Raw genomic sequence first — 21,224 nt, 5'->3', positions numbered from 1 at the left:
TTCTAACCATTTGAATAATTCATCAGAATATTCAATTCTCTTTTTGTTTTTTACCTTTTCCCAATCAATTCTTGCCCAACTTGTTATAGGAAACTGCTTACTTAGAGAATTGAAGTATTCCCCAGTGAGCTCTTCAGATAAAATTTCTTCTGTTTAACAGAATTAATAATTTTCTTTGCTGTTTGGGCTGCAGCCTTGCCAGCTTTGCCAAGACTTTTTGAGCCTGATACGACAGTAGGACCGGCCTCCGTCAACCCCCATATCGTCCCAAGATAATGTCCGCGAGAAACGATACATCCGAGTTCACACTTGATAAGGGAAAGGTATGACAAAATGGGATAAAAAAGTCCCCCATTTTATCCCCCTTTTTGTCGGATTTTTCTCGGATGTGAATATAAAAAAAGCACTCAACCAAAGTTAAGTGCTTAATAATTATTTCTACTATCCACACAGAAGGCTATACCAACGTAGAGATGGTCTAAAAATTTAAGTGTATCATAAAAAATCTTCCCTTTATTCCTCTTCTTCATACTCTCTTAGACTGTTAATTAATTCAGTGAAATTATCACAGACATAGGTTACCGCTGCTTCTGGATTCTCAAATGCTTCTTCGTGATCCCAAAAAACCACAGTTGGGTTTGTTTCAGAAGCTCTATAATCAAAGCAAATCTCATTACCAAATGCATCATCAGCAATAGGAATTAACCTATCTGCCATTCTTCCATCTCTATATCGATTATAGGCATTAATAATAAAAGAGTCGCTATCTTCATGAAAACTATATAAATAACCAAAGACTGCGTCTTTTCTTTCACCAGCATCGAAAACTTCAGGAGTAGGTGTACCTCCTCCATTTTTCATAACACACTCTTTATAATCTTTTGGAAATTTAATTCCCAATTTAGATTCAACCTGTTGAATTTGCTCCTCATTTACAGGAGATTCTGCAAAGTCCCATTCTACCATTTTAAACTCCTCCTTATAACTATCTATTTTCTATTTTGGGAACCTCCGCCCCAAATATTTCGGCCGCCAGTGTGACCCGTTTTACCATGTATATCAGAATCAACAAGTTGCATAATTCCATCTTTTTGGTGATGGTGCCAAGTATATCCTTCAGGTTTTTTTCCTTTTGATATTTGTTGCAATTGCCTTTCGGTAAAGGCCTTTTTTAATTCGGGTTTTTTCTCTAACTTTTCTTTTAATAGTAGTGTTGCCTGTCTAAATTGAACCGCATCAGAGGATTTGTAAAATTTCTTATCAATTTTTACTTCTCCAACATGTTTAAAGATTGGAAATCCATTTTTATCATACGGAACGCCAGTGATAGGATGTTTTTTGTTTTTGAGATGTCCCATTTTTAAACTAATTGTTTTTGTTACGCCTGAAGAATCTTTAAATGTGTATGGAGCAGCTTGCACAAACACACTCTTTTTCTTATCCTCAAGCAGTTCACGTATCAGAGGTGTATTCTTCACGTTAATAGAATTCGGTGCATCCTGAAGAATCCCTTGCAATGCAGGAGTGTAACGATTATTAGGTGGCTTAATTGACTGTTTTACAGTCTTACCAGCTTTCTTCGCCTCGCTAACCGCAGCTTTCCCCACTTTTGCAAGATCTTTCGAGCCTGTTGAAACAGAAGATTTTCCACCTTTTAATCCCCAAAGGCTGCCGATCGCATAAGTAAAATAATGCGCTCTTGAATACGCATCCCCATGTACTACTTTCTCATCCCACTTTTCCTCCAACGTGTCAACCATACTCATAAAAGCGCCTTTATAATCGTATCCAAGAACCGTGTCTAAAACGACTTGCGGGTCTTTATGTAAATGGTCAATTGTCCATCCGATATTCCACCCTAGTTGTATTGTGCCATCTTTAATATCCTTTCCCAATTCATATAGAGCATCAAACGAACCTTTTATGCCATTACCTATATTCTGCAAAGCCTCTTTCCCATCTTCTGAGGTTACTTCAAGAGGATTTTGCATGACTGTCTGGCGTCTTTCAAGAAATGAAACGTATTCCATTTGTTCAGATGTAAGATTATCATATCCAATCTCTTTTGCAACTTTAAGATACTCATCCGGATCATCATACAACTTTTCAAGTTTTTTCTTCAACGTATCAGTATGACTCATAGGTTCTATTTTGCTAGCCTCTTTTTCAAGCTTCGATCTCTTATCCAGCTTATCCAACATGACGCCCATCGCTGTCTCCTGGCCCCCGCTCAAAGCATCCATCTCATCCGGCTTTAAAATCGAGCCTTTTTGATAGCCGGTAATTTCAATTTTAGGGCCTGTGTACATTTTTTCAAGCCGGCTTATGTATCTCTGCATCGTTTCCAGGTCGTTTTCGGCGGTTTTGAGGGCACTTGCCTGTTCCCTGTCGAAGGTATGCAGCTTTTCAATTGTCTGATTGATTTCCTTTAATGCTTTCCTGTTCTGTTCATGAAAATCGCTGTCATTCAAATCAGGCAAATCGACAATGTGACTGACTTTTGCAATCGTGGCATTTGTTTTAGATACCAAACGCTTCGTTGTGCGGTCCGCAGCATTCACCCCTTGTTCCAGCTCGTGTTCGAGAAAGGTTTGCGAAATAAATCCGTTGTGGTTTGGTTCAAGAGAATTCAGCGCGCTTTTCAATTTCTTTAGCGTGGAAATGTATTCCTCTATGAAAGTATCATAGAACCGCAAAAAAGGGGTGTGGCACTCCTCGTAAAAGGCACGGATCGCGTCGCCGCCTTTTCCTTTTAAAGCCTCATCAAGTGATGCGATTTCCTCAACGCTTTTTTTGACTTTGTCGATTTCGTCTGATTGATGTTTTAATTGTTCCAGCGTTTGATCAATGGCTTTGTGCAACGCCTGAACATCAAGAGTTTTCATAGCATTCTCCTATAATACTAAAGTGACATACCATGAAATATTTTACCACTTTACGGAAAGGAATTGGTGAATAAATCCTGTCAATCCATGAAAATGAATCATTTTATTCATGCCGATTAACCTAAACCGAAAAATGTCCCTTTCCAAAAATCACGTAAAATAGGAAAAAGATTGTCAAAAATCAATTAAATCTGTAAAATGAACCATATGAAGAAAAAGGAAATGCTACATACTTATTTTTTAGAAAATTTTAAATAGACAAAAGAAAGGATGTAAATTTCATTGGAAGTTAAACTCGCATCTGAAAAAGTTGCAAAGATGCTAAATCACTGGTATGGAATGATTAAACGCCACCAAATCACAGAAGCCTCTGCTTTAAAAGAAGAAATACAAAGTCTCATCAAGCACATGAATCAAGACCAAGATCTGCTGCTCTACTTTAATTTATTAGATTTTAGATATAAGCTGATGACTGAAGAAATTGAGGAGTCCGATAAACTCTATCAAAGTATAAAGGCGATTGGAGCGGAAAATACGGATAATATGATTGTCTATTATTCTTTGTTTTTTTCAGGAGTTTATGAATTCTATAAAAAAGATTATGTTGAAGCCATTAACTTTTATCAGCTGGCAGAAGCAAAACTTCGCAATATCCCTGACCAAATTGAGCATGCAGAATTTCATTATAAGATTGCTGAAGCTTACTACCAGATAGATCAACACCTTATTTCAATAAGCCACGCACAAAAAGCAAGAAGTATTTTTCAAGAGCACCCGGATTATAAACTTAGATCTGTTCAATGTGAGATGACCCTTGGCGCTAATTTATATGACATGTACAGGTTTAGTGCAGCAGAAGAGCATTACCAAAAAGCGTTGAATGAAGCAAAAAGCGCAAAATACTATAGATTGGTTGGCATATTATATCATAACCTTGGATTAATTTATGACAAGAAAAACATTTCCGGGTTAGCTGAAGAATATTTAAAAAAAGCGATCCATATCACAGAACATATTGAGTCAATAAATGGAGTCCGGACCCTTTATATGATGGCAAGCCTGTTGTATAGAAATGACCGAACAAAAGAAGCTAGAAGCTGGTATGAGAAAGGCCTTGAACATGCAGATTCAACAGGCGAAGATGAATACCAAGCAAAATTAAAATTGATTCATTCTTTATATGACCATCATAATGATGCTGCAGTGAACGAATCATTACAGTACCTCGAACAAAAAAATTTATGGCCAGATATTTCAGAACTTGAAGAACAAATTGCAGAATATTATTTAAAACAAGGAAATTTATCCAAGGCTGTTGAATATTTAAAAAGAGCATTAAAAGCGAAAAACCAAATTTTGAAAGTAACGGAGGCGTTAGCATGAAAAAATTAAGTATCATCGGCGTATTAAGCATCCTTACACTCACTTTTGCTTTTGGCACTTTTGAAAAAGCGAGTAACTTTGGGGAAGAACATGGGTTTCATGTTGCTGAAAAAGCAATCACCGGATAAAAAAGAAAATCTGTGTTTCAGATTAATTACTGAAGCGGACTTCTAAAGAGTCTGCTTTTTTGTTCTTAACAGCCCTCAGATAAACCCGAGAGCTGTCGTGAGGTTGTAAATGACCCGCCGTTTGATTTGATAGTATTTATCCTTTTTCAGCCCATCTCCATAGCAATCTCAAGGAGCCTTTTAATCATTCACATTACTTTTCATTAACCATTCTACTTCCGTTAATTCTTGTTTTTGAACGTCTTTTGTGTGTTTTTTCGTGAAATGGACTTTAACAGCTTCTTCGTTTTCCCAAATCTCCCAAAGCATTATTTTGCGTTCTGATGGTTCAAGCGGATAAGCATGGAATTGAATACACCCTTCTTCTTTGTTCGTTTCTTCCTCAAGTTTTTTGAATTCCTTCATTATTTCATTAAGGTCTTTATCACTGATGATTTTTAAGCATGCCGTTATGTAATGCATCAAAATTCCCCCTCTTCAAATCATTTCATGGCTTTTCATTATAACATTTTCTCAAATTATGAAATTTGTCTAATGGTTGCCCTATGGGTTTCCACTTAAAAAAGGGCTTCATCTCAAAGAGAAGCCCTCTTTTATTTAAATCCCTTCCGTATCCGCAATTCTTAGATTTAAAGCGAATACTGAGACGATATACATGCCGCTTCCTAATTTTCTTCTCACAGACGGCAAGAATTAAAGCAACCCATCCAGTGTTAATGAGGTCAAAATGTGGTCAATAAAATCAAAATCGCTCACAACCGTTGCTCTATCAAGGGTTATGAGCGATTAGAAATTACATTACCCGCTTAAACATCTTCTCCATCTCATAGGTGGAGTAGTGGATGATGATCGGCCGGCCGTGCGGGCATGTGAATGGGTCGGATGTTCTGCGCAGCTCATCGAGCAGGGCGGTGATTTCGTCGTCCCGCAGGTGATGATTGGCTTTGATGGAGCCTTTGCAGCTCATCATGATTGCGGCTTCTTCGCGCAGCTTTTTGATGTCGATCGTCCGGTCATCAAGGACCTGCTGAATGATGTCTTCAATGATCGTCGTTTCTTCCCCTTTTGGAAACCAAGTCGGGTGGCATCGGACGATATAGCTGCCGGCGCCGAACGATTCGAGAAAGACGCCGACTTTGGCTAAGTCGTCCAAGTGCTGGTCGATCGTCAGCGCTTCATTTTTTGAATAATGGAATGTCAGCGGCACAAGCATGTCCTGGACTTCCGGTTCGACTTCCCCGACTTTTTCACGGAAATATTCGTATTTGATCCGCTCCTGTGCGGCGTGCTGATCGATGATGTACAGCCCGTTTTCATTTTGGGCGAGAATGTATGTGCCGTGCATTTGGCCGATCGGATACATGATCGGCACCCTTTCTTTTGGCGTCTCTTCGTCTTGGACGTTTTCTCCTGCCTGTTCCGGTTCTGCTTGTGCGGCCGGCTCGGCATCAGGCGTATACTCTTCAGCTCCGGGCCATTCAGGCTCGGTGTCCTGCAGAATGCTTTCTTCGCGCTCTTCGGAAGCGGAAGAAGGCGGCGGGTCTTTGACAAGCGAGCTTAATTTCATCGCCGAAAACGAAGGCTCCGACTTATATTCTCTTTCAACATCAGGATCAGAAAGAGGTGCCGGCTCTCGTACCTGGTCGAAATCAAGCTTTTGCTGCTCCGGTTTATTGATCAGAGGTGCGGTTTTTTTCGGGACTTTCACGCTTGGAATGAGCTGTTGCTGTTTAAAGACGTCTTTGATGGCGTCGCGAATCAGTTCGTGAAGCTCCGTCTCTTTGCTCAGCCTGACCTCCAGCTTTGACGGATGCACGTTGACATCCACAAGCAGCGGATCCATATTGATTTCAATGAACGTGATCGGATGGCGGCCGATCGGAAGAAGCGTATGGTAGCCCTCGTGGATCGCTTTCACGAGCGGAAAGTTTTTAATGTATCTGCCGTTGACGACAGATGACATGTAATTTCGCGATGCGCGCGTGATTTCAGGAAGGGCGATATAGCCCTTCACTTCAAAATCAAGAGATCTCGCTTCAAGCGGAAGCATTTTTTTGGCAACCGCCGTGCCGTAAATTGCCGCAAGCACGTGGCGGACATCGCCGTTTCCGTTTGTCTGCAGAAGCGTTTTCCCTTGATGACGCAGCCTGATCGAAACTTCCGGGTGTGCAAGGGCAATTCTGTTGACCACATCTGTGATGTTACCAAGCTCCGTATGGATCGTTTTCATATATTTCAGCCTTGCCGGCGTATTGAAAAACAGATTGGTAACCGTAATTTCAGTTCCTCTGCGACTTGACGCTTTTTGCTCGGAAATGATTCTTCCCCCTTGAAGCGTCAAATGGGTGCCTGCCCCTTCTCCGGTGCTCGTTTTAATGCTTAAGTGTGAGACAGACGCGATACTCGGCAAAGCTTCTCCGCGAAATCCGAGCGTTCTGACGCGAAACAGGTCGTTTTCGTCTTTGATTTTGCTTGTGGCATGACGCAAAAAAGCCGTTCTGCAGTCTTCTGGATCCATCCCTTCGCCGTCGTCAAGCACTTTAATCGAGGCGAGACCCGCTTCTTCAACATCGATTTCAATCACGGAGCTGTTCGCATCGATTGCATTTTCGACAAGCTCTTTGACGACCGACGCAGGCCTTTCCACTACTTCACCCGCCGCGATTTTATTCGATAAATCGTCAGGCAGCTGAACAATCTTTGCCAAGTTGGGTCACCTCTTTGTTACTTTAATTTTTTTTGCAGCCTGTACAGTTCATTCATGACTTGTATAGGCGTCATATCGAGCAGATCCATCGTTTTAAATTCGGCTAAAACAGCCTGCTCTTTTTTGGAGAGCTTCGTCTCTTTTTCTTTTGGCTTGTCCGTCTCAAAAAATGACAGCTGGGCCGGTTGATCTGCAACAGTTGCCGCGACTTCTCCCGCCGCCTCTTTTACCGTATTCGGAGCCGTTGATGGAGCCGCTTCTTTGACGCCGGATTCGAGCTCTTTCAGGATCGTTTTCGCCCTGCTGATCAAACCGTCGGGCAATTCGGCCAGCTGTGCGACTTGGATACCGTAGCTTTTATCTGCTGCACCTTCTTTTATCTGGTGAAGGAAAACGACCTTCCCTTCGTATTCTTCCGCACGAACGTGGACGTTCTTCAAATCGGCCAGTTTTTCTTCTAGGGACGTCAGCTCGTGATAGTGAGTGGAAAATAAAGTCTTCGCGCCGATATGCTCGTGAACGTACTCGATGATCGCCTGTGCAAGCGCCATTCCGTCGTAAGTGGACGTACCCCGGCCGATTTCGTCAAATAAAATCAAGCTGTTTTTCGTCGCATGAACGATCGCATTTTTAGCTTCAAGCATCTCCACCATAAACGTGCTCTGTCCGGATATAAGATCATCCGCTGCACCAATTCTCGTAAAGATCTGATCAAAGATCGGCAGCACCGCTTTTTTGGCAGGAACAAAACAGCCGATCTGCGCCAAAATGGAGATCAGCGCCATCTGTCTCATATATGTGCTTTTCCCGGACATATTCGGCCCGGTGATTAAAAGCATCTGTCTGCCTTTCCCCATTTCACAGCTGTTCGGAACGTAAGACTGGCTGTCCATCACCTTTTCTACGACCGGATGCCGTCCGTCGATCACCTGAACGACGTCCTCGGAAAACTCCGGCTTAACATAGTGTCGGTTTTCGCTGATCGTCGCAAAACATTGGAGCACATCAAGCTCGCTCATCATTTTTGCCAGCTGCTGCAGGCGCGGGATATATTCCTTCACCTTGCTGCGAAGCTCGGAAAACAGCTCATACTCCAACTCGCAAATATTGTTTTCCGCTTCGAGAATCAGCGCTTCTTTTTCTTTCAGCTCCGGTGTGATGTAGCGTTCTGCATTGGTCAGCGTCTGCTTCCGTTCATAGCGACCTTCTTCAAGCAGATGGATGTTCGCTTTCGTCACTTCAATATAATAGCCGAACACCTTGTTAAAGCCGACTTTTAAAGAGCGGATTCCCGTGTACTCGCGTTCCTGCTGCTCAAGCCTTGCGATCCAGTCCTTTCCGTTCTTGCTTGCGTCCCTGTATTCATCAAGCCTCGCGTGATAGCCGTCTTTAATTAAGTTCCCCTCTTTTAATGAAAGCGGCGGATTCTCGTATAGCGCATCTTCCAAAAGATTCAAAAGATCACCGCACGGATCGATTTTCTCGGCGCGCGCTTTTGCTTTCGGATGGTCGAGGGAGCCGACAAGCTGTTTGATGGCCGGCACTTGTTTCAGCGATTCCTTCAGCTGGATCAAATCTCTGGCGTTGACGTTGCCGTATGCGACCCTTCCGGCGAGCCGCTCAAGGTCGTATACTTCCTTCAGCCGTTCGCGCAAATCTTCCCGCTCAAACAAATGGACGATCAGCGTTTCGACGATTTCCTGGCGCTCTTCGATCTGTCCCTTTCTGATCAGCGGCCTGTCGATCCATTGCTTTAACAGCCGCCCTCCCATTGCCGTTTTCGTTTCATCCAAAAGCCAAAGAAGCGAGCCTTTTTTGTTTTTCGAACGGATCGTTTCCGTCAGTTCAAGATTGCGTTTCGAGTACAAATCGATTTTCATTGCTTCTTCGAGCTCGTAAGCCTGAACATTTTGAAGGTGGTCAAGGCTTCTTTTCTGCGTCCGCTTCAAGTAGACGTAGAGCCTCATAAACGTATCGACAAGCTCTTTGGACGCCAGTCCGTTCACAATGTCAGGCACTTCATCTGTTTGTTCATCCTCGAAAGAAATCGTGGCGCCGCAGCGCTCTTTCAACAGCGCGACTTCTTTCTCGTCAAGGTTGCGGCTGACGACGATTTCCCTCGCTCCGACAGAGTAAATCTCGGAAATGACATCATCAAGCCTTTCGATAACCGTCACTAAATTCTCGCCCGTCGTCAAATCGGAAAAAGCGAGCCCGTATGTATGCTGAAATTCACTGACAGAGGCGATAAAGTTGTTTTCATTTTCATGAATCCCTTTGCCGTCCATCACGGTGCCGGGTGTGATCAGCTGCACGACTTCCCTTTTGACGACTCCTTTGGCCGATTTAGGGTCCTCCACCTGCTCACAGATCGCGACTTTATAGCCTTTTTTAATCAGCTGTTCGATATACGAAGAGCATGAATGATAAGGAACCCCGCACATCGGGATTCTTTCGCTCGATCCACCGTCTCTGCTCGTCAGCGTGATTTCGAGTTCCTGGGACGCCTTTTTTGCATCCTCAAAAAACATTTCATAAAAGTCTCCAAGACGAAAAAATAAAAAGGCATCCTGATACTCTGCCTTAATCTTTAAATATTGCTGTATCATAGGCGTGTAGCCTGCCATATTTAATCCCTCACTATGTATAAACGTTTCTATTAATTCCAACTCTCATTATACCATAAAGATTCATGCTAAAAAAAAGAAACTAGGGCGGTGTTTCCCTAGCTTCCTTTTATTCTTCTGGATCTCCGACCAAAAACTCCGGGTTGATATCCTCAAGTTCTTCATCAAGTTCTTCTTCCCACGCTTCTTCTTCATCGCTTTCCGTCCAATCAGAATTGACCTCAACGACGACCTTCGTCTCGCCGACGACCTCTGATAAAAATTCCCTTTCCGCCTGTACAACCACTTTGTTTCCGTTCGGAGAAATGGTCACTTCAAGGCAGTTCGGCTGCTGAAGCACCTTCGCAATGACTTCGTGTTCATCATCTAAGTAATTTTTGTCGCGATACCGGAGCTTAATGACATCAACATAGGAAACGCGTTCTGTCACAACTTCGGTTTTGGTGTTGTCCGCATATGAATACCAGACGTTGATATCATATGTCCCTTCAATTTCCACGGTTTTTCCGATTTTTTCGGCGTCATACTTATGATTGATAATCCAACCGCCTAAAATACTGGTTGGCTTTTGCGAAGGGGAGATTGTATGAGTGGACTGGGTGAATTTCCGGCCTTTCGCGACCACCGCTTTAGTTATAATTTCCCTGTATTCAGACATTCGGTCATGCCTCCTTGTTTTTCCTCGTATTATCCTATGCTGGGCATTCGTCTAATGTGCGTTCCATGAGAAATCAAAATAACATTCCCATATAATGAATCTGTTTAAGTGTATGCAGGTAAAAGGATAAACTTGACTTAAAATCAGAAAAGAAAAAGACAGACCGAAAACCGAATCTTTTCAATAAGCCGTCACGGCGGGAAATTGAATAAAAAAATGGCGCCCACATTGTTGTCAACATCCATTTGAAAAAGTTTAGTTTACTTTATGATGTTGTGTCTACATTATTCTTAATCTAATAGCACTCTGCTACCAAGCGTATACTTCAGGCGTTTCCCCTCCGGGTCCGGGGAAGATGTCGCTCAGCTCGCTGAGTATGCCCTCATCCAGACTGATCTCAACAGCTCTGATTGCATTCCGAAGCTGTTCTGCGTTTCTCGGCCCTATAATGGGAGCGGTCAACGCCGGATTTGCCAGCACCCATGCCAAAGCAACGTTGGCTTCTTTCTCCCCAAGCTCCTTGCATAAAGACGAAAATCTTTCAAGCTGTGAGCGGTGTTTTTCAATGAGGTCTGCCCTTTTGGCTGTCCGGATTCCGACAGCACCTTTCAGCGCATGGCCTCCGAGCAGCCCTCCTCCAAGAGGACTCCACGCTACTACACCCAACCCGAGATCTCGTGCTGCCGGAAGCACTTCCATTTCCGCCGTTCGCTCTAATAAACTATACTTATGCTGTTCTGTCACAAGCCCCATGAAATTACGTTTCTCAGCTGCAGCCTGCGCCTTGACCAAATGCCACCCCGCGAAGTTGCTTGAGCCGATATAGTCAACCTTTCCTGATCGAACCTGGCTTTCAAAAGCTTCCCATATTTCATCCCACGGCGTCCGCCGATCGATATGGTGCATTTGATATAATTCTACATGGTCTGTCTGCAGCCGCTTCAGCGACCCTTCCAGATGGCGCCGGATTTTATAAAGAGACAGGCCCCTCGCATCGTTTGGACCGTCGTTCGGATCAGAAATTGGTTCATATACTTTCGTCGCCAGAACGACTTTCTCACGGCGCTGTCCCCCTTTTGCAAACCATTTTCCGATGATGCTCTCTGTCAATCCTGCATTCTCTCCCCAGCCGTAGATATTCGCAGTATCAAAAAAATTAATACCCGCATCAAGCGCTTCATCCATGATTCGGAACGCGGTTTTCTCGTCTGTATCGACCCCAAAATTCATCGTTCCCAGGCATAAGCGGCTGACGCGCATACCTGTTCTTCCTAAAAAGGTATATTTCAAAACAAACCTCTCCCCATTCATTTTTTGCAGCAGGGCTTACTGGAAAGCAAATGATTCAACAACCTTCCAGCTTCCTGTTACGATATAAAGGACGAAGCAGCTTTTAAAAGGACGCAAAAATAAAGAAAATGTTAAGCAGGAGGATTTTTCAATTGAATGTAGAGGAACTGTGGAATCAATATCACGAACCGTTAAAAAAATTTATTACGTATAGAGTACATGACCATTCGATGGTTGATGATCTATTGCAAATCGTTTTTATGAAAATCCAAATTCACCTCCCGAATGTACATGATGAACAAAAAATCCCCGGCTGGATCTATCGGATTACCCGAAATACCATTATTGATTTTTATCGCACAGAAAAATCAATTGAACAACTCACCGAGCATTTTGAATTCCCCGGCGATTTCGACGGGGAAAATTATACGAAGGAAGCGGCTGCGTGTATTCGCTCAAGCATAAATAGACTGCCCCAAAAGTATCGGCAGGCGCTTGAACTGACCGAAATCCAAGGATTATCACAAAAAGAGTTGTGTGAAAAAATGGGGATTACTTATTCCGGGGCAAAATCAAGAGTGCAACGGGGAAGGGCAAAATTAAAACAGCTGATGATGGGATGCTGTCATATTGAATCAGATCGATATGGAAATATCGTCGATTTTCGTATTTTAAAAGAATAGCTTGAGTGCATGATCGGCTCCGGAACCCGATTTAGTTGACAGGTTTAAAAAGCGAACAGACTTGGCAAAAACCGCCATATAGAACTTCAGGGCATGATCGGCCTCACTCAGCACCAGCACGCCGGTGCGCGTCACTCTGTCCCCCGACAAGGCCGAGTGAACAGCAGGCTCGAATTCGAGCCTCGCCTGTGCTTCCATAAAAAAAGCTTGTCAATCAAAAACGTTTTTTACGGCTTTGTCGACAAGCTAGGCGCCTTTAAAAGGCGCCGCCAAATTATAGAGAACAGCTCGGTGATGAATTTTTCACTTTTGAACCGGTCTCGCCTTTCAGCAGGTCTCCCCCGGTCGATGTGATGATCTCGTTTGTCACTTGGTTTGATATTGTATGCGCGACAAGCTGAAGAAGGTCGTTGACTTCCATTTGAGAGTCTCTGAACTCTTGAATGATCGGAATCTCGTCAAGCTCTTCCTGAAGCGCGTCAATCTTTGCTTCCGTTTGTTTAAGCGCTTCATGCTTTTCGTAATGTTTAAAGTTGACAGCTTGCTTTTGCAGGGCTTTGATTTGGTTGATAATGCCCGTTATTTTGGCATTCTCATTAATCTGTGCCTCCGCTTTTTTGAAAAAGTCGACTTCTTCCGTTTCGGCAATCATTTTTGCGAGTTCCCGCGCTTTTGCAACAATCTCTTTTTTCGTATAAAGCGTCACTTTATTTCACCTCGATTGCTTCTCCTACCATTTCCCCGTCAAGCGACCAAGTTTTCGCCTGGTGGATTTTCACGTTGACAAGCTGGCCGATCGCTTCTTTTGGTCCTTTGAAATTGACAAGCTTGTTTTTCCGTGTATAGCCGGCAAGGATATCAGGGTTGTTTTTACTTTCACCCTCTACTAACACTTCGACAACCTGCCCCTCATATTCCTTCATTTTCTTCGCGGAAATTTCGTTGACCACTTCATTTAATCGCTGAAGCCGTTCTTTTTTCACGCGCATCGGAACATTGTCTTTCATTTTTGCAGCAGGCGTTCCTTCGCGAGGCGAGTAGATGAACGTATAGGCGCTGTCAAATTCAACCTCTTTGTATAAAGAAAGCGTTTCTTCAAATTGCTCATCTGTTTCGTTCGGGAAGCCGACGATAATATCCGTTGTTAAAGACGCGTTCGGCATCGCTTTTTTAATTTTGGCGACAAGATCAAGATAGCGTTCCCGGTCGTATTTGCGCGCCATCAGTTTCAAGACATCCGAGCTTCCGGACTGAACAGGCAGGTGGATGTGGTCCAGAAGGTTTCCGCCTTTTGCGAGCACCTCGATCAGATGATCGTCAAAATCACGCGGATGGCTTGTCGTGAAGCGGATACGCGGAATATTGATTTTGCGGAGCTCATCCATTAAGTGGCCGAGTCCGTATTCGATATCCTCGAAATCTTTGCCGTAAGCATTGACGTTCTGTCCGAGAAGCGTGATTTCTTTGTAGCCTTCAGCCGCAAGCCTTCTCACTTCCTGGATGATTTCTTCGGGACGTCTACTTCGTTCTTTTCCTCTTGTGTACGGCACGATGCAGTACGTACAGAACTTGTCGCAGCCGTACATGATGTTGACCCAGCCTTTGATTTTGCCGGTGCGGACTTTCGGAAGGTTTTCAATGACATCGCCTTCTTTAGACCACACTTCGATAACCATTTCTTTTGACAGATAAGCCTCTGACAAAAGTTCCGGCAAGCGGTGGATATTGTGTGTACCGAAAATCAGATCGACGAACGGATGTTTCTTTAAAATCCGGTTGACGACTGATTCTTCCTGGGACATACATCCGCAGACGCCGAGGATCAAATCCGGATTGTCTTTTTTCAAAGCTTTTAAATGGCCGATTTCACCAAATACTTTGTTTTCCGCATTTTCGCGAATGGCGCATGTGTTTAACAGAATCACATTGGCATCTTCAGTCGAATCGGTCGGCTCATAGCCGAGCGCCATGAAAATACCGGCCATGACTTCTGTATCGTGTTCATTCATCTGGCAGCCGTATGTGCGGATGTAGAACTTCCGTCCATCACCCATCCCTTTGTACTGCTCGGAAATTTTAAAATCGTTATGGTATTTAACCTCTTCTTTGCCGCGTTTTTTCGCATCTTTTAATGAAGGCGGAACATAAACAGCTTCGAAGTACTTGCTGTAATCCTTCTCGGATTTTTTGTCCGATGGATTGACCTGTCCGCTTTCAATGCGCTGTTTCTCATTCATGTTTTTGATCTCCTTTCAAACAAAGCTCCACTCTTCAGTATAAAGGTTCTCGGTTGTCAGCACAACCCAGAACCCATCATTGTACACTAACTGAAAATGATTATCAATGGTTATTTGCTTTGTTCAAAAAGAAATCGATGAGTTTAAAGCAGACCCGCTTTTTTGGCGCCGGTTTCAATGATTTCAAGCGCTTTATCGAGCTCTTCTTTCGAATGTTGGGCGGTCATGATCGTTCTGATCCGCGCTTTGCCTTTCGGGACGGTCGGAAAAACTATGGCCTGCGCAAATAAACCGAGCTCAAAAAGCGTGTTTGAGAACCGGCACGCCTCAGCTTCATCACCGATCAAAATCGGCGTGATCGGCGTTTCGCTCTTGATCAGCGGAAGGCCCATTTTTTCAAGCTCTTTTTTGAAGTACGCGGTATTGTCCCAAAGCTTTTTAATCAATGAAGGTTCCTCCATCAGCACATTGACCGCTTCAATGCATGCCGCAGTGACGGCCGGCGGATGGGAAGTACTGAAGAGAAATGGCCTTCCTTTATGCTTTAAATAGTCGATCAGCACCTTGGATCCGGCCGCATAGCCTCCTAAAACACCGATCGCCTTGCTGAGCGTGCCGACTTGAATGTGAACCTTCCCGTCCAGCCCGAAATGGTGAACCGTTCCGCGCCCGTTCTCGCCGAGAACGCCGGATGCATGCGCATCGTCGACCATGACAAATGCGTCATACTGTTCAGCGAGCCGGACGATTTCGGGCAGCGGCGCGATGTCCCCGTCCATCGAAAACACGCCGTCTGTAACGATAAGCCGCATTCTGTAATTCATTGATTTTTTCAAAATCTTTTCTAAATCTTCCATGTCCGCATGCTGATATACTTTTTTGCCCGCTTTGGTGAGCCTGATGCCGTCAATGATGGAAGCATGGTTTAATTCGTCTGAGATGACAATATCATCTTTGGTGAGGATGCTTGAAAGAATGCCTTGATTTGCGGTGAAACCGGACTGGAATACGAGTGCCGCTTCAGTGTTTTTAAATGAAGCGAGCTTCTTTTCGAGCTCATCATGCATGGTGAATGTTCCGGCTATTGTACGGACCGATCCGGTTCCAGCTCCGTACCGTTTGACTGCCTCTTCGGCCGCTTTTTGGAGGCGCGGATGAGACGTCAAACCGAGATAGTTATTGGATGAAAGCTGAATGATGTCTTTTCCTTTCATTTTGACGGTTGATCCTTGCAGTGATTCGATGATCGGCAGTTCCTGAAAAGTTCCGTTTTCTTTCATTTTATCAAGCTCGGAAGCTAAAAAATTGAATTCTTTCATATTAATCTCTCCTTTCTACGGTATCAGTACGACTTTTCCACATTGCCCTTTTCTCATCAGTTCAAAGCCTTTTTCAAACTCTTCCATCGGGAAACAGTGGGTGATGACAGGCTTGATTTGAATCGTACCGGACTGAAGGAGACCGCTGACCTGTCTCCACGTTTCAAACATTTTGCGGCCGGTAATTCCCTGGACTGTCAATCCTTTAAAGACGATATCATTTGTCATGTCGATGCATACGGGATGCTCAGGCAGGCTTAAGACATGAACCCGCCCTCCGTTTGCCGCCATTTTTAAACTTTGGCGGATTGCCGTCGGATGGCCTGACATTTCGCAAACCAAGTCCGACCCTTCACCACCTGTTAAAGCGCTTACATTTTTGAGCGGATCTTCTTTTTCAACGGAGATGATATCGGTTGCCCCCATTTGCAATGCAAGGTCGAGCCTGTATTCGTTTTTATCGATGGCGATCACCTGTGCCGCCCCTGACGCTTTTGCAACTGCCACGGCCATCAGTCCGATCGGTCCGCAGCCGACGACAGCGACTTTCACTCCAGCCGTCATTCCCGTCAGAACCGTATGCACGGCATTTCCGAGCGGTTCTTGAATAGAAGCGAGATCCTCAGGCATGCCGGCCGGGTTTTTCCAAATGTTTGCGGCGGGCACTTTGACATATTCGGCAAAACAGCCGTCTGTATCGACACCGAGAATCAGCGTTTTTCTGCAGACATGCTCTTTTCCGGTCAAACACGGCAGGCACTTTCCGCAAACGATGTGCGTTTCTGCCGAAACATACTCCCCTTCTTGTACCGTAGTCACATTTTCCCCCACTAGAACAACCTCGCCGGAAAATTCGTGGCCAAACACATAAGGCGGTTTAACCCTGCTTTTCGCCCATTCATCCCAATTATAAATATGGACATCGGTTCCGCAAATCGATGCAGCTTTGACTTTGATCAGCACCTCGTGTTTGTCGATCTTCGGAATCGGGACGAGCTCGAAGCTGGCGCCCGGCTCCCCCGGCTTCTTGATAAGCGCTTTCATATTTCCGTCCAAGATGAACAGACCCCCTTTGTAAAATCGCTTTACAAAAGGATTGTAGCATGATAATCGGTCTTGGTAAACACCAGTGTCCTCCTGAGAAAAACATATGAACACCCTCTAAAAAATGTATAATATTTTTTTAAAATGGGATGCGGCTGATGAAATTTTGAAAGAGAAATCCGTCGACTTGACTTGGTGTATATGAGCGCTGCAGCGCTTCGACCAGATTCCCGTAATCTTTGTGGGCTTCCAGACCCGGAATGACCCGGTCGATGCCGTCAAAGTCAGATCCGAATCCGATATGCCGCTCGCCTCCTAAAGAGCAGACATGGTCAATATGTGAGAGGATATCTTTGATCACAGGCGTTTTTCCGTTTCTCACGAATTCAGGGACAAATGTCAAGCCGATGACACCGTTCTTATTAATAAGCGCTTTGATTTGATCGTCTTTTAAATTTCTCGGATGAGGGCAAAGGCTGTGGGCATTCGAATGAGAGGCGATCGGATACGCCGCCGTTTCAATCGCACCCCAAAAGCTTTTTTCGGATAAATGGGAGAGATCTGTCCATGCCCGGTTTTTGTTCGCCTTACGAATCAGCCTTTCCCCGTAAGAAGTCAAGCCGGCGTTTCTTTCTTCTAAAGCGCCGTCTGCGAACGTATTGGCCCAGTTCCATGTCAGGCCGAAACTTCTGACTCCGAGCTGAAAAAAGATGTCAAACAGCCTTAAGTTTTTTGCGATCGGCTCACAGCCTTCCATCGTTAAAATGATGCCGGTTTCATCGCTTTTGAGCTTGTCGATATCGGCTTTATTTTTGATCAGTTTGATCCGTTTGTACTTTGCAATTTTTTCGTGAAACAGCTGGATTTGGACAAGCGCCATTTCAAGCCTTATTGTGTCGGGTACGGTTTCAGGCAGAAAAATCGCCAGACACTGCACTTTCGCCTTTCCGTTTAAAAGCGCCTGAACAGGCGTTTGAAGCGACGGGTCGCTGTATTCATTGAGCTTCGGATTTTTCCAGAGCTTCAGCAGCAAATCAGAATGGGCATCAAAAATCTTCACGTTCATCCTCTCCCGGCTGCATTTTTCAAAAACGGCCAAACCAAAAACAACCCGCTTACGTGAAAGTAAGCAGGTTGAAGCATTTGAAAAAGAGTGATTTTTCTATCAGCGAGGCTCTACGATTAGCTTAATCGCTGTTCGTTCTTCACCGTCAATTTGAATGTCCGTAAACGCCGGAATGCAAATCAGATCGACACCGCTCGGCGCTACAAATCCCCGCGCAATCGCTACCGCTTTAACAGCCTGATTTAATGCCCCGGCTCCAATTGCTTGAATTTCTGCAGCTCCTCGTTCCCTCAAGACTCCTGCGAGCGCACCTGCGACCGAGTTTGGATTTGATTTTGCTGAAACCTTTAATATTTCCATTCCTGCTCCCCCTTAAGTTTACAATGGATAAGTGAGTGTTCATTAGAACAATCATTATTAGATGTTGCTATTTTCAAAGCCATCCCCTTTTAATTGCTTTTCAAAAATAGCAGGGTACCTTCCATTTTTACTATATTCACTATAGGACCGGGATATTCCTGCTTTCCTTTTAATATTTTTCTAAAATGATTTTCTGTTCAGTTATTCAAAAAACATGTGGTCATCATTAATTAATATCCGGTCAATTTTAACTGCTTTCTTGCTCTGTTCGTCGATGTCAATAACAACTCCGCTCAGTGTTGTGCGGCCTTCGGCAATCTCAAAACGGACGGGCAGGCTCGTTTTAAAACGCTTGATAATCGTCTCGCGGTCGACGCCGAGAATGCCGTCGTAAGGACCAGTCATCCCCACGTCTGTTATATATGCCGTGCCTTTCGGAAGAATGCGGTTGTCGGCTGTCTGAACATGCGTGTGCGTTCCGACAACCGCTGAAACGCGGCCGTCCGTATACCAGCCGATCGCCTGCTTTTCGCTTGTCGCTTCGGCATGAAAATCGATAAAAATGAACGGCGTTCTTTTTGACGCTTCTTCTATTAATTCATCAGCTTTTCGAAATGGGCAATCGATCGCAGGCAGAAATGTGCGGCCTTGCAAATTGATCACAGCCAGTTCCTTCGAACCGTTTGTTTTTATGTATGTGATGCCTTTTCCAGGCGTGCCTTCGGGAAAATTGGCAGGTCTGACGATCTGCGGCGCGTCATCAATAAAATCAAATATTTCCCTTTTATCCCATGTGTGGTTTCCCATTGTGAGAACGTCGGCTCCCGCTTGGATGAGCTGGTGGTATATTTTTTCGGTAATGCCTTTTCCGTGTGCTGCGTTTTCTCCGTTGACGATGACGGCATTCGGTTTATATTTCAGCTTCAGCTTCGGCAAATAGGTTTTGATCATGTCTCTGCCGGGCGAACCGACGACATCTCCAATAAATAAAATTCTCATAATTTGACCCTTTCTTTTTTAAAATAGGTTTTAATCATAGTGTTACACAAGGAAACAAAAAAATAAAGTGGCGCATTCGCACCACTTTATTTTGCGTATTCAACGGCTCTTGTTTCCCTGATCACAGTTACCTTGATGTGTCCAGGGTAGTCAAGCTCGTCCTCAATTCGTTTTCGAATATCACGCGCCAAACGATGGGCTTCAAGATCATTGATTGAGTCAGGTTTGACCATGATCCGCACCTCTCGTCCCGCTTGTATCGCGAATGATTTTTCAACACCTTCGTACGATTCAGAGATTTCTTCCAGTTTTTCAAGCCTGCGAATATAGTTTTCGAGCGTTTCGCTTCTTGCGCCAGGTCTTGCGGCAGACAGCGCATCGGCTGCAGCCACGAGCACGGCGATGATGGAAGTCGGCTCCTGATCTCCGTGGTGAGATGCGATACTGTTGATGACAACTGGATGCTCTTTATACTTGGTGGCCAGTTCCACTCCGATTTCAACATGGCTTCCTTCCACCTCATGGTCAATCGCTTTCCCGATATCATGAAGAAGTCCTGCTCTTTTTGCGAGCGTCACGTCTTCTCCGAGCTCTGAAGCCATCAAGCCTGTCAGAAACGCCACTTCCATTGAATGTTTCAGTACATTCTGTCCGTAGCTCGTTCTGAACTTCAAGCGGCCGAGGATTTTGATTAAATCGGGATGAAGCCCGTGAACTCCAACTTCAAACGTCGTCTGTTCACCCATTTCGCGGATGTAATCATCCACTTCACGGCGGGATTTCTCAACCATTTCTTCGATTCTGGCAGGATGAATGCGGCCATCCTGAACGAGTTTATCAAGAGCGATCCTGGCTGTTTCACGCCTGATCGGATCAAATCCTGAAAGGATAACGGCTTCCGGCGTATCGTCGATGATCAGATCGATCCCCGTCAATGTTTCCAATGTACGGATATTACGTCCTTCACGTCCGATAATGCGGCCTTTCATCTCATCATTTGGAAGGTTGACAACTGAAACTGTTGTCTCGGCCACATGATCTGCCGCACAGCGCTGTAAAGCCAATGAAAGAATATTTTTCGCTTTTTTATCAGCCTCTTCTTTCGCTCGATTTTCACTTTCTTTCATCATGATCGCGATGTCATGGGAAAGCTCGTTTTCAACCCGTTCCAGAATGATTTGCTTCGCTTCATCTCGCGTCAGACTTGAAATACGCTCCAACTCTGACTGCTGCATACGAATCATTTCATCCACTTTGCTTTCCATCTCTTCAATATGTTGTTGTCGTTCATTCAGAGAATGATCTTTCTTCTCCAACATCGCTTCCCGTTTATCTAATGATTCATCTTTTCGGTCAAGGTTCTCTTCCTTTTGAAGTAAACGGTTTTCTTGTTTTTGAAGCTCATTTCGTCTTTCACGAACTTCTTGTTCAGCTTCTATCCGAAGCGTATGAATCTCGTCCTTTGCTTCAAGAAGGGCTTCTTTTTTCAACGCTTCAGCATCCCGCTTTGCGTCTCCAAGAATTTGTTCGGCTGCATTTCGCGCACCTGAAATTTTTGCTTCGGCAATGATTTTACGAACATAGTAGCCAACAACTAAACAGAATAGGCTCAGCAAAATGGAGATGAGAATTGCTAAAGGATTCATAACTTTCACCTCCTCTTGCTATGAACTTGTCTTGCTAAAAGTAAGTGTCGGCATGTACATTGTACTTCTTCTCAACATACAGAACCTTCACAGGGAGTGAAGCGGCTTCACAGCCCTTGTCAAGTTTAAATGTTTATCAATCATGTTAAGAAAAACAAGTGATACAATTTCATTGTAATTGTGTGGGAAATA

At 44.3% G+C, this 21,224-nt stretch carries 19 protein-coding genes; 3 read left to right on the top strand and 16 right to left on the bottom strand.

Going from position 1 to position 21,224, the window contains the following annotated elements; genetic code table 11:
* Nucleotides 1–513 precede the first annotated feature (513 nt).
* Both MKX80_RS09510 and MKX80_RS09505 read right to left on the bottom strand, forming a co-directional pair.
* Nucleotides 514–993, bottom strand: coding sequence for an SMI1/KNR4 family protein (locus tag MKX80_RS09510; RefSeq protein WP_261763604.1), 480 nt, complete (start codon nucleotides 991–993; stop codon nucleotides 514–516).
* On the bottom strand, nucleotides 990–2,885 hold the full coding sequence (locus MKX80_RS09505) for a T7SS effector LXG polymorphic toxin (RefSeq protein WP_154997906.1): 1,896 nt from the start codon (nucleotides 2,883–2,885) through the stop codon (nucleotides 990–992). The genes MKX80_RS09510 and MKX80_RS09505 overlap by 4 nt, the downstream gene beginning before the upstream one ends.
* A gap of 282 nt (nucleotides 2,886–3,167) precedes the next feature.
* Here MKX80_RS09505 and MKX80_RS09500 point away from each other — a divergent pair, with 282 nt between their 5' ends.
* Both MKX80_RS09500 and MKX80_RS09495 read left to right on the top strand, forming a co-directional pair.
* Nucleotides 3,168–4,268 (top strand): tetratricopeptide repeat protein, encoded by a 1,101-nt coding sequence (locus MKX80_RS09500; protein ID WP_154997904.1) that lies wholly within the window; start codon nucleotides 3,168–3,170, stop codon nucleotides 4,266–4,268.
* Entirely contained in the window at nucleotides 4,265–4,396 is a 132-nt protein-coding gene (locus MKX80_RS09495; RefSeq protein WP_261763602.1) for a hypothetical protein, read from the top strand. Before MKX80_RS09500 ends, MKX80_RS09495 begins: the two co-directional genes overlap by 4 nt.
* A 180-nt stretch (nucleotides 4,397–4,576) precedes the next feature.
* Here the strand turns inward: MKX80_RS09495 and MKX80_RS09490 are convergent, their stop codons facing one another.
* The 5 genes from MKX80_RS09490 to MKX80_RS09470 all read right to left on the bottom strand — a co-directional run bounded on the left by MKX80_RS09490 (nucleotide 4,577) and on the right by MKX80_RS09470 (nucleotide 11,678).
* Nucleotides 4,577–4,858: a putative quinol monooxygenase gene (locus tag MKX80_RS09490; protein WP_154997902.1), complete on the bottom strand. Its 282-nt coding sequence runs from the start codon at nucleotides 4,856–4,858 to the stop codon at nucleotides 4,577–4,579.
* Nucleotides 4,859–5,189: 331 nt separating this feature from the next.
* Complete coding sequence (gene mutL, locus MKX80_RS09485) at nucleotides 5,190–7,103, bottom strand: DNA mismatch repair endonuclease MutL (RefSeq protein WP_268294108.1); 1,914 nt, start codon at nucleotides 7,101–7,103, stop codon at nucleotides 5,190–5,192.
* Between the two features lie 17 nt (nucleotides 7,104–7,120).
* Complete coding sequence (gene mutS / locus MKX80_RS09480) at nucleotides 7,121–9,730, bottom strand: DNA mismatch repair protein MutS (protein WP_268342798.1); 2,610 nt, start codon at nucleotides 9,728–9,730, stop codon at nucleotides 7,121–7,123.
* 109 nt (nucleotides 9,731–9,839) lie between these two features.
* Nucleotides 9,840–10,388, bottom strand: coding sequence for an outer spore coat protein CotE (gene cotE / locus MKX80_RS09475; RefSeq protein ID WP_020451464.1), 549 nt, complete (start codon nucleotides 10,386–10,388; stop codon nucleotides 9,840–9,842).
* A gap of 309 nt (nucleotides 10,389–10,697) precedes the next feature.
* Entirely contained in the window at nucleotides 10,698–11,678 is a 981-nt protein-coding gene (locus MKX80_RS09470; protein ID WP_154997371.1) for an aldo/keto reductase, read from the bottom strand.
* Nucleotides 11,679–11,830: 152 nt separating this feature from the next.
* Between MKX80_RS09470 and sigZ the strand changes: the two genes are divergently transcribed.
* On the top strand, nucleotides 11,831–12,361 hold the full coding sequence (gene sigZ, locus MKX80_RS09465) for an RNA polymerase sigma factor SigZ (RefSeq protein WP_154997374.1): 531 nt from the start codon (nucleotides 11,831–11,833) through the stop codon (nucleotides 12,359–12,361).
* On the opposite strand, the gene MKX80_RS09460 is transcribed toward sigZ, so the two are convergent.
* The 9 genes from MKX80_RS09460 to rny form a co-directional block, all read right to left on the bottom strand.
* The gene (locus MKX80_RS09460) at nucleotides 12,350–12,559 is read right to left on the bottom strand and encodes a hypothetical protein (protein ID WP_154997377.1); all 210 of its coding nucleotides are present in this window, start codon (nucleotides 12,557–12,559) and stop codon (nucleotides 12,350–12,352) included. The two genes, sigZ and MKX80_RS09460, sit on opposite strands and share 12 nt — an antisense overlap.
* A gap of 76 nt (nucleotides 12,560–12,635) precedes the next feature.
* Complete coding sequence (locus tag MKX80_RS09455) at nucleotides 12,636–13,067, bottom strand: RicAFT regulatory complex protein RicA family protein (protein ID WP_003181967.1); 432 nt, start codon at nucleotides 13,065–13,067, stop codon at nucleotides 12,636–12,638.
* A 1-nt stretch (nucleotide 13,068) separates the two neighbouring features.
* Nucleotides 13,069–14,598, bottom strand: a complete 1,530-nt coding sequence (gene miaB, locus MKX80_RS09450) for a tRNA (N6-isopentenyl adenosine(37)-C2)-methylthiotransferase MiaB (protein ID WP_154997380.1) — start codon at nucleotides 14,596–14,598, stop codon at nucleotides 13,069–13,071.
* A gap of 143 nt (nucleotides 14,599–14,741) precedes the next feature.
* Nucleotides 14,742–15,917 carry a glycine C-acetyltransferase gene (locus tag MKX80_RS09445; RefSeq protein ID WP_154997383.1) on the bottom strand — a complete coding sequence of 392 codons (1,176 nt, stop codon included), beginning with the start codon at nucleotides 15,915–15,917 and terminating at the stop codon, nucleotides 14,742–14,744.
* A 15-nt stretch (nucleotides 15,918–15,932) separates the two neighbouring features.
* Nucleotides 15,933–16,976, bottom strand: coding sequence for an L-threonine 3-dehydrogenase (tdh, locus tag MKX80_RS09440; RefSeq protein ID WP_268310882.1), 1,044 nt, complete (start codon nucleotides 16,974–16,976; stop codon nucleotides 15,933–15,935).
* Between the two features lie 124 nt (nucleotides 16,977–17,100).
* Nucleotides 17,101–18,021 carry a dipeptidase gene (locus MKX80_RS09435; RefSeq protein WP_154997386.1) on the bottom strand — a complete coding sequence of 307 codons (921 nt, stop codon included), beginning with the start codon at nucleotides 18,019–18,021 and terminating at the stop codon, nucleotides 17,101–17,103.
* 105 nt (nucleotides 18,022–18,126) lie between these two features.
* Nucleotides 18,127–18,387 carry a stage V sporulation protein SpoVS gene (gene spoVS / locus MKX80_RS09430; RefSeq protein ID WP_003181955.1) on the bottom strand — a complete coding sequence of 87 codons (261 nt, stop codon included), beginning with the start codon at nucleotides 18,385–18,387 and terminating at the stop codon, nucleotides 18,127–18,129.
* Nucleotides 18,388–18,588: 201 nt separating this feature from the next.
* Nucleotides 18,589–19,386 carry a TIGR00282 family metallophosphoesterase gene (locus MKX80_RS09425; RefSeq protein ID WP_003181930.1) on the bottom strand — a complete coding sequence of 266 codons (798 nt, stop codon included), beginning with the start codon at nucleotides 19,384–19,386 and terminating at the stop codon, nucleotides 18,589–18,591.
* 86 nt (nucleotides 19,387–19,472) lie between these two features.
* Nucleotides 19,473–21,032, bottom strand: a complete 1,560-nt coding sequence (gene rny, locus MKX80_RS09420; RefSeq protein ID WP_075752751.1) for a ribonuclease Y — start codon at nucleotides 21,030–21,032, stop codon at nucleotides 19,473–19,475.
* Between the last annotated feature and the right edge of the window lie 192 nt (nucleotides 21,033–21,224).

It is taken from the genome of Bacillus sp. FSL K6-0972, from assembly GCF_037976035.1.
GTDB lineage: Bacteria > Bacillota > Bacilli > Bacillales > Bacillaceae > Bacillus > Bacillus haynesii.
Note: the sequence above shows the minus strand (reverse complement) of the source record. Positions and strands in the feature narration are given on the sequence as shown.

What these genes read in the sequence shown, in the direction of transcription:
- MKX80_RS09460 (WP_154997377.1), bottom strand. Translation starts at nt 12,559, where the DNA reads ATGGAAGCACAGGCGAGGCTCGAATTCGAGCCTGCTGTTCACTCGGCC.
- mutS (WP_268342798.1), bottom strand. Translation starts at nt 9,730, where the DNA reads ATGGCAGGCTACACGCCTATGATACAGCAATATTTAAAGATTAAGGCA.
- cotE (WP_020451464.1), bottom strand. Translation starts at nt 10,388, where the DNA reads ATGTCTGAATACAGGGAAATTATAACTAAAGCGGTGGTCGCGAAAGGC.
- MKX80_RS09445 (WP_154997383.1), bottom strand. Translation starts at nt 15,917, where the DNA reads ATGAAAGAATTCAATTTTTTAGCTTCCGAGCTTGATAAAATGAAAGAA.
- miaB (WP_154997380.1), bottom strand. Translation starts at nt 14,598, where the DNA reads ATGAATGAGAAACAGCGCATTGAAAGCGGACAGGTCAATCCATCGGAC.
- MKX80_RS09490 (WP_154997902.1), bottom strand. Translation starts at nt 4,858, where the DNA reads ATGCATTACATAACGGCATGCTTAAAAATCATCAGTGATAAAGACCTT.
- spoVS (WP_003181955.1), bottom strand. Translation starts at nt 18,387, where the DNA reads ATGGAAATATTAAAGGTTTCAGCAAAATCAAATCCAAACTCGGTCGCA.
- MKX80_RS09425 (WP_003181930.1), bottom strand. Translation starts at nt 19,386, where the DNA reads ATGAGAATTTTATTTATTGGAGATGTCGTCGGTTCGCCCGGCAGAGAC.
- MKX80_RS09495 (WP_261763602.1), top strand. Translation starts at nt 4,265, where the DNA reads ATGAAAAAATTAAGTATCATCGGCGTATTAAGCATCCTTACACTCACT.
- MKX80_RS09505 (WP_154997906.1), bottom strand. Translation starts at nt 2,885, where the DNA reads ATGAAAACTCTTGATGTTCAGGCGTTGCACAAAGCCATTGATCAAACG.
- rny (WP_075752751.1), bottom strand. Translation starts at nt 21,032, where the DNA reads ATGAATCCTTTAGCAATTCTCATCTCCATTTTGCTGAGCCTATTCTGT.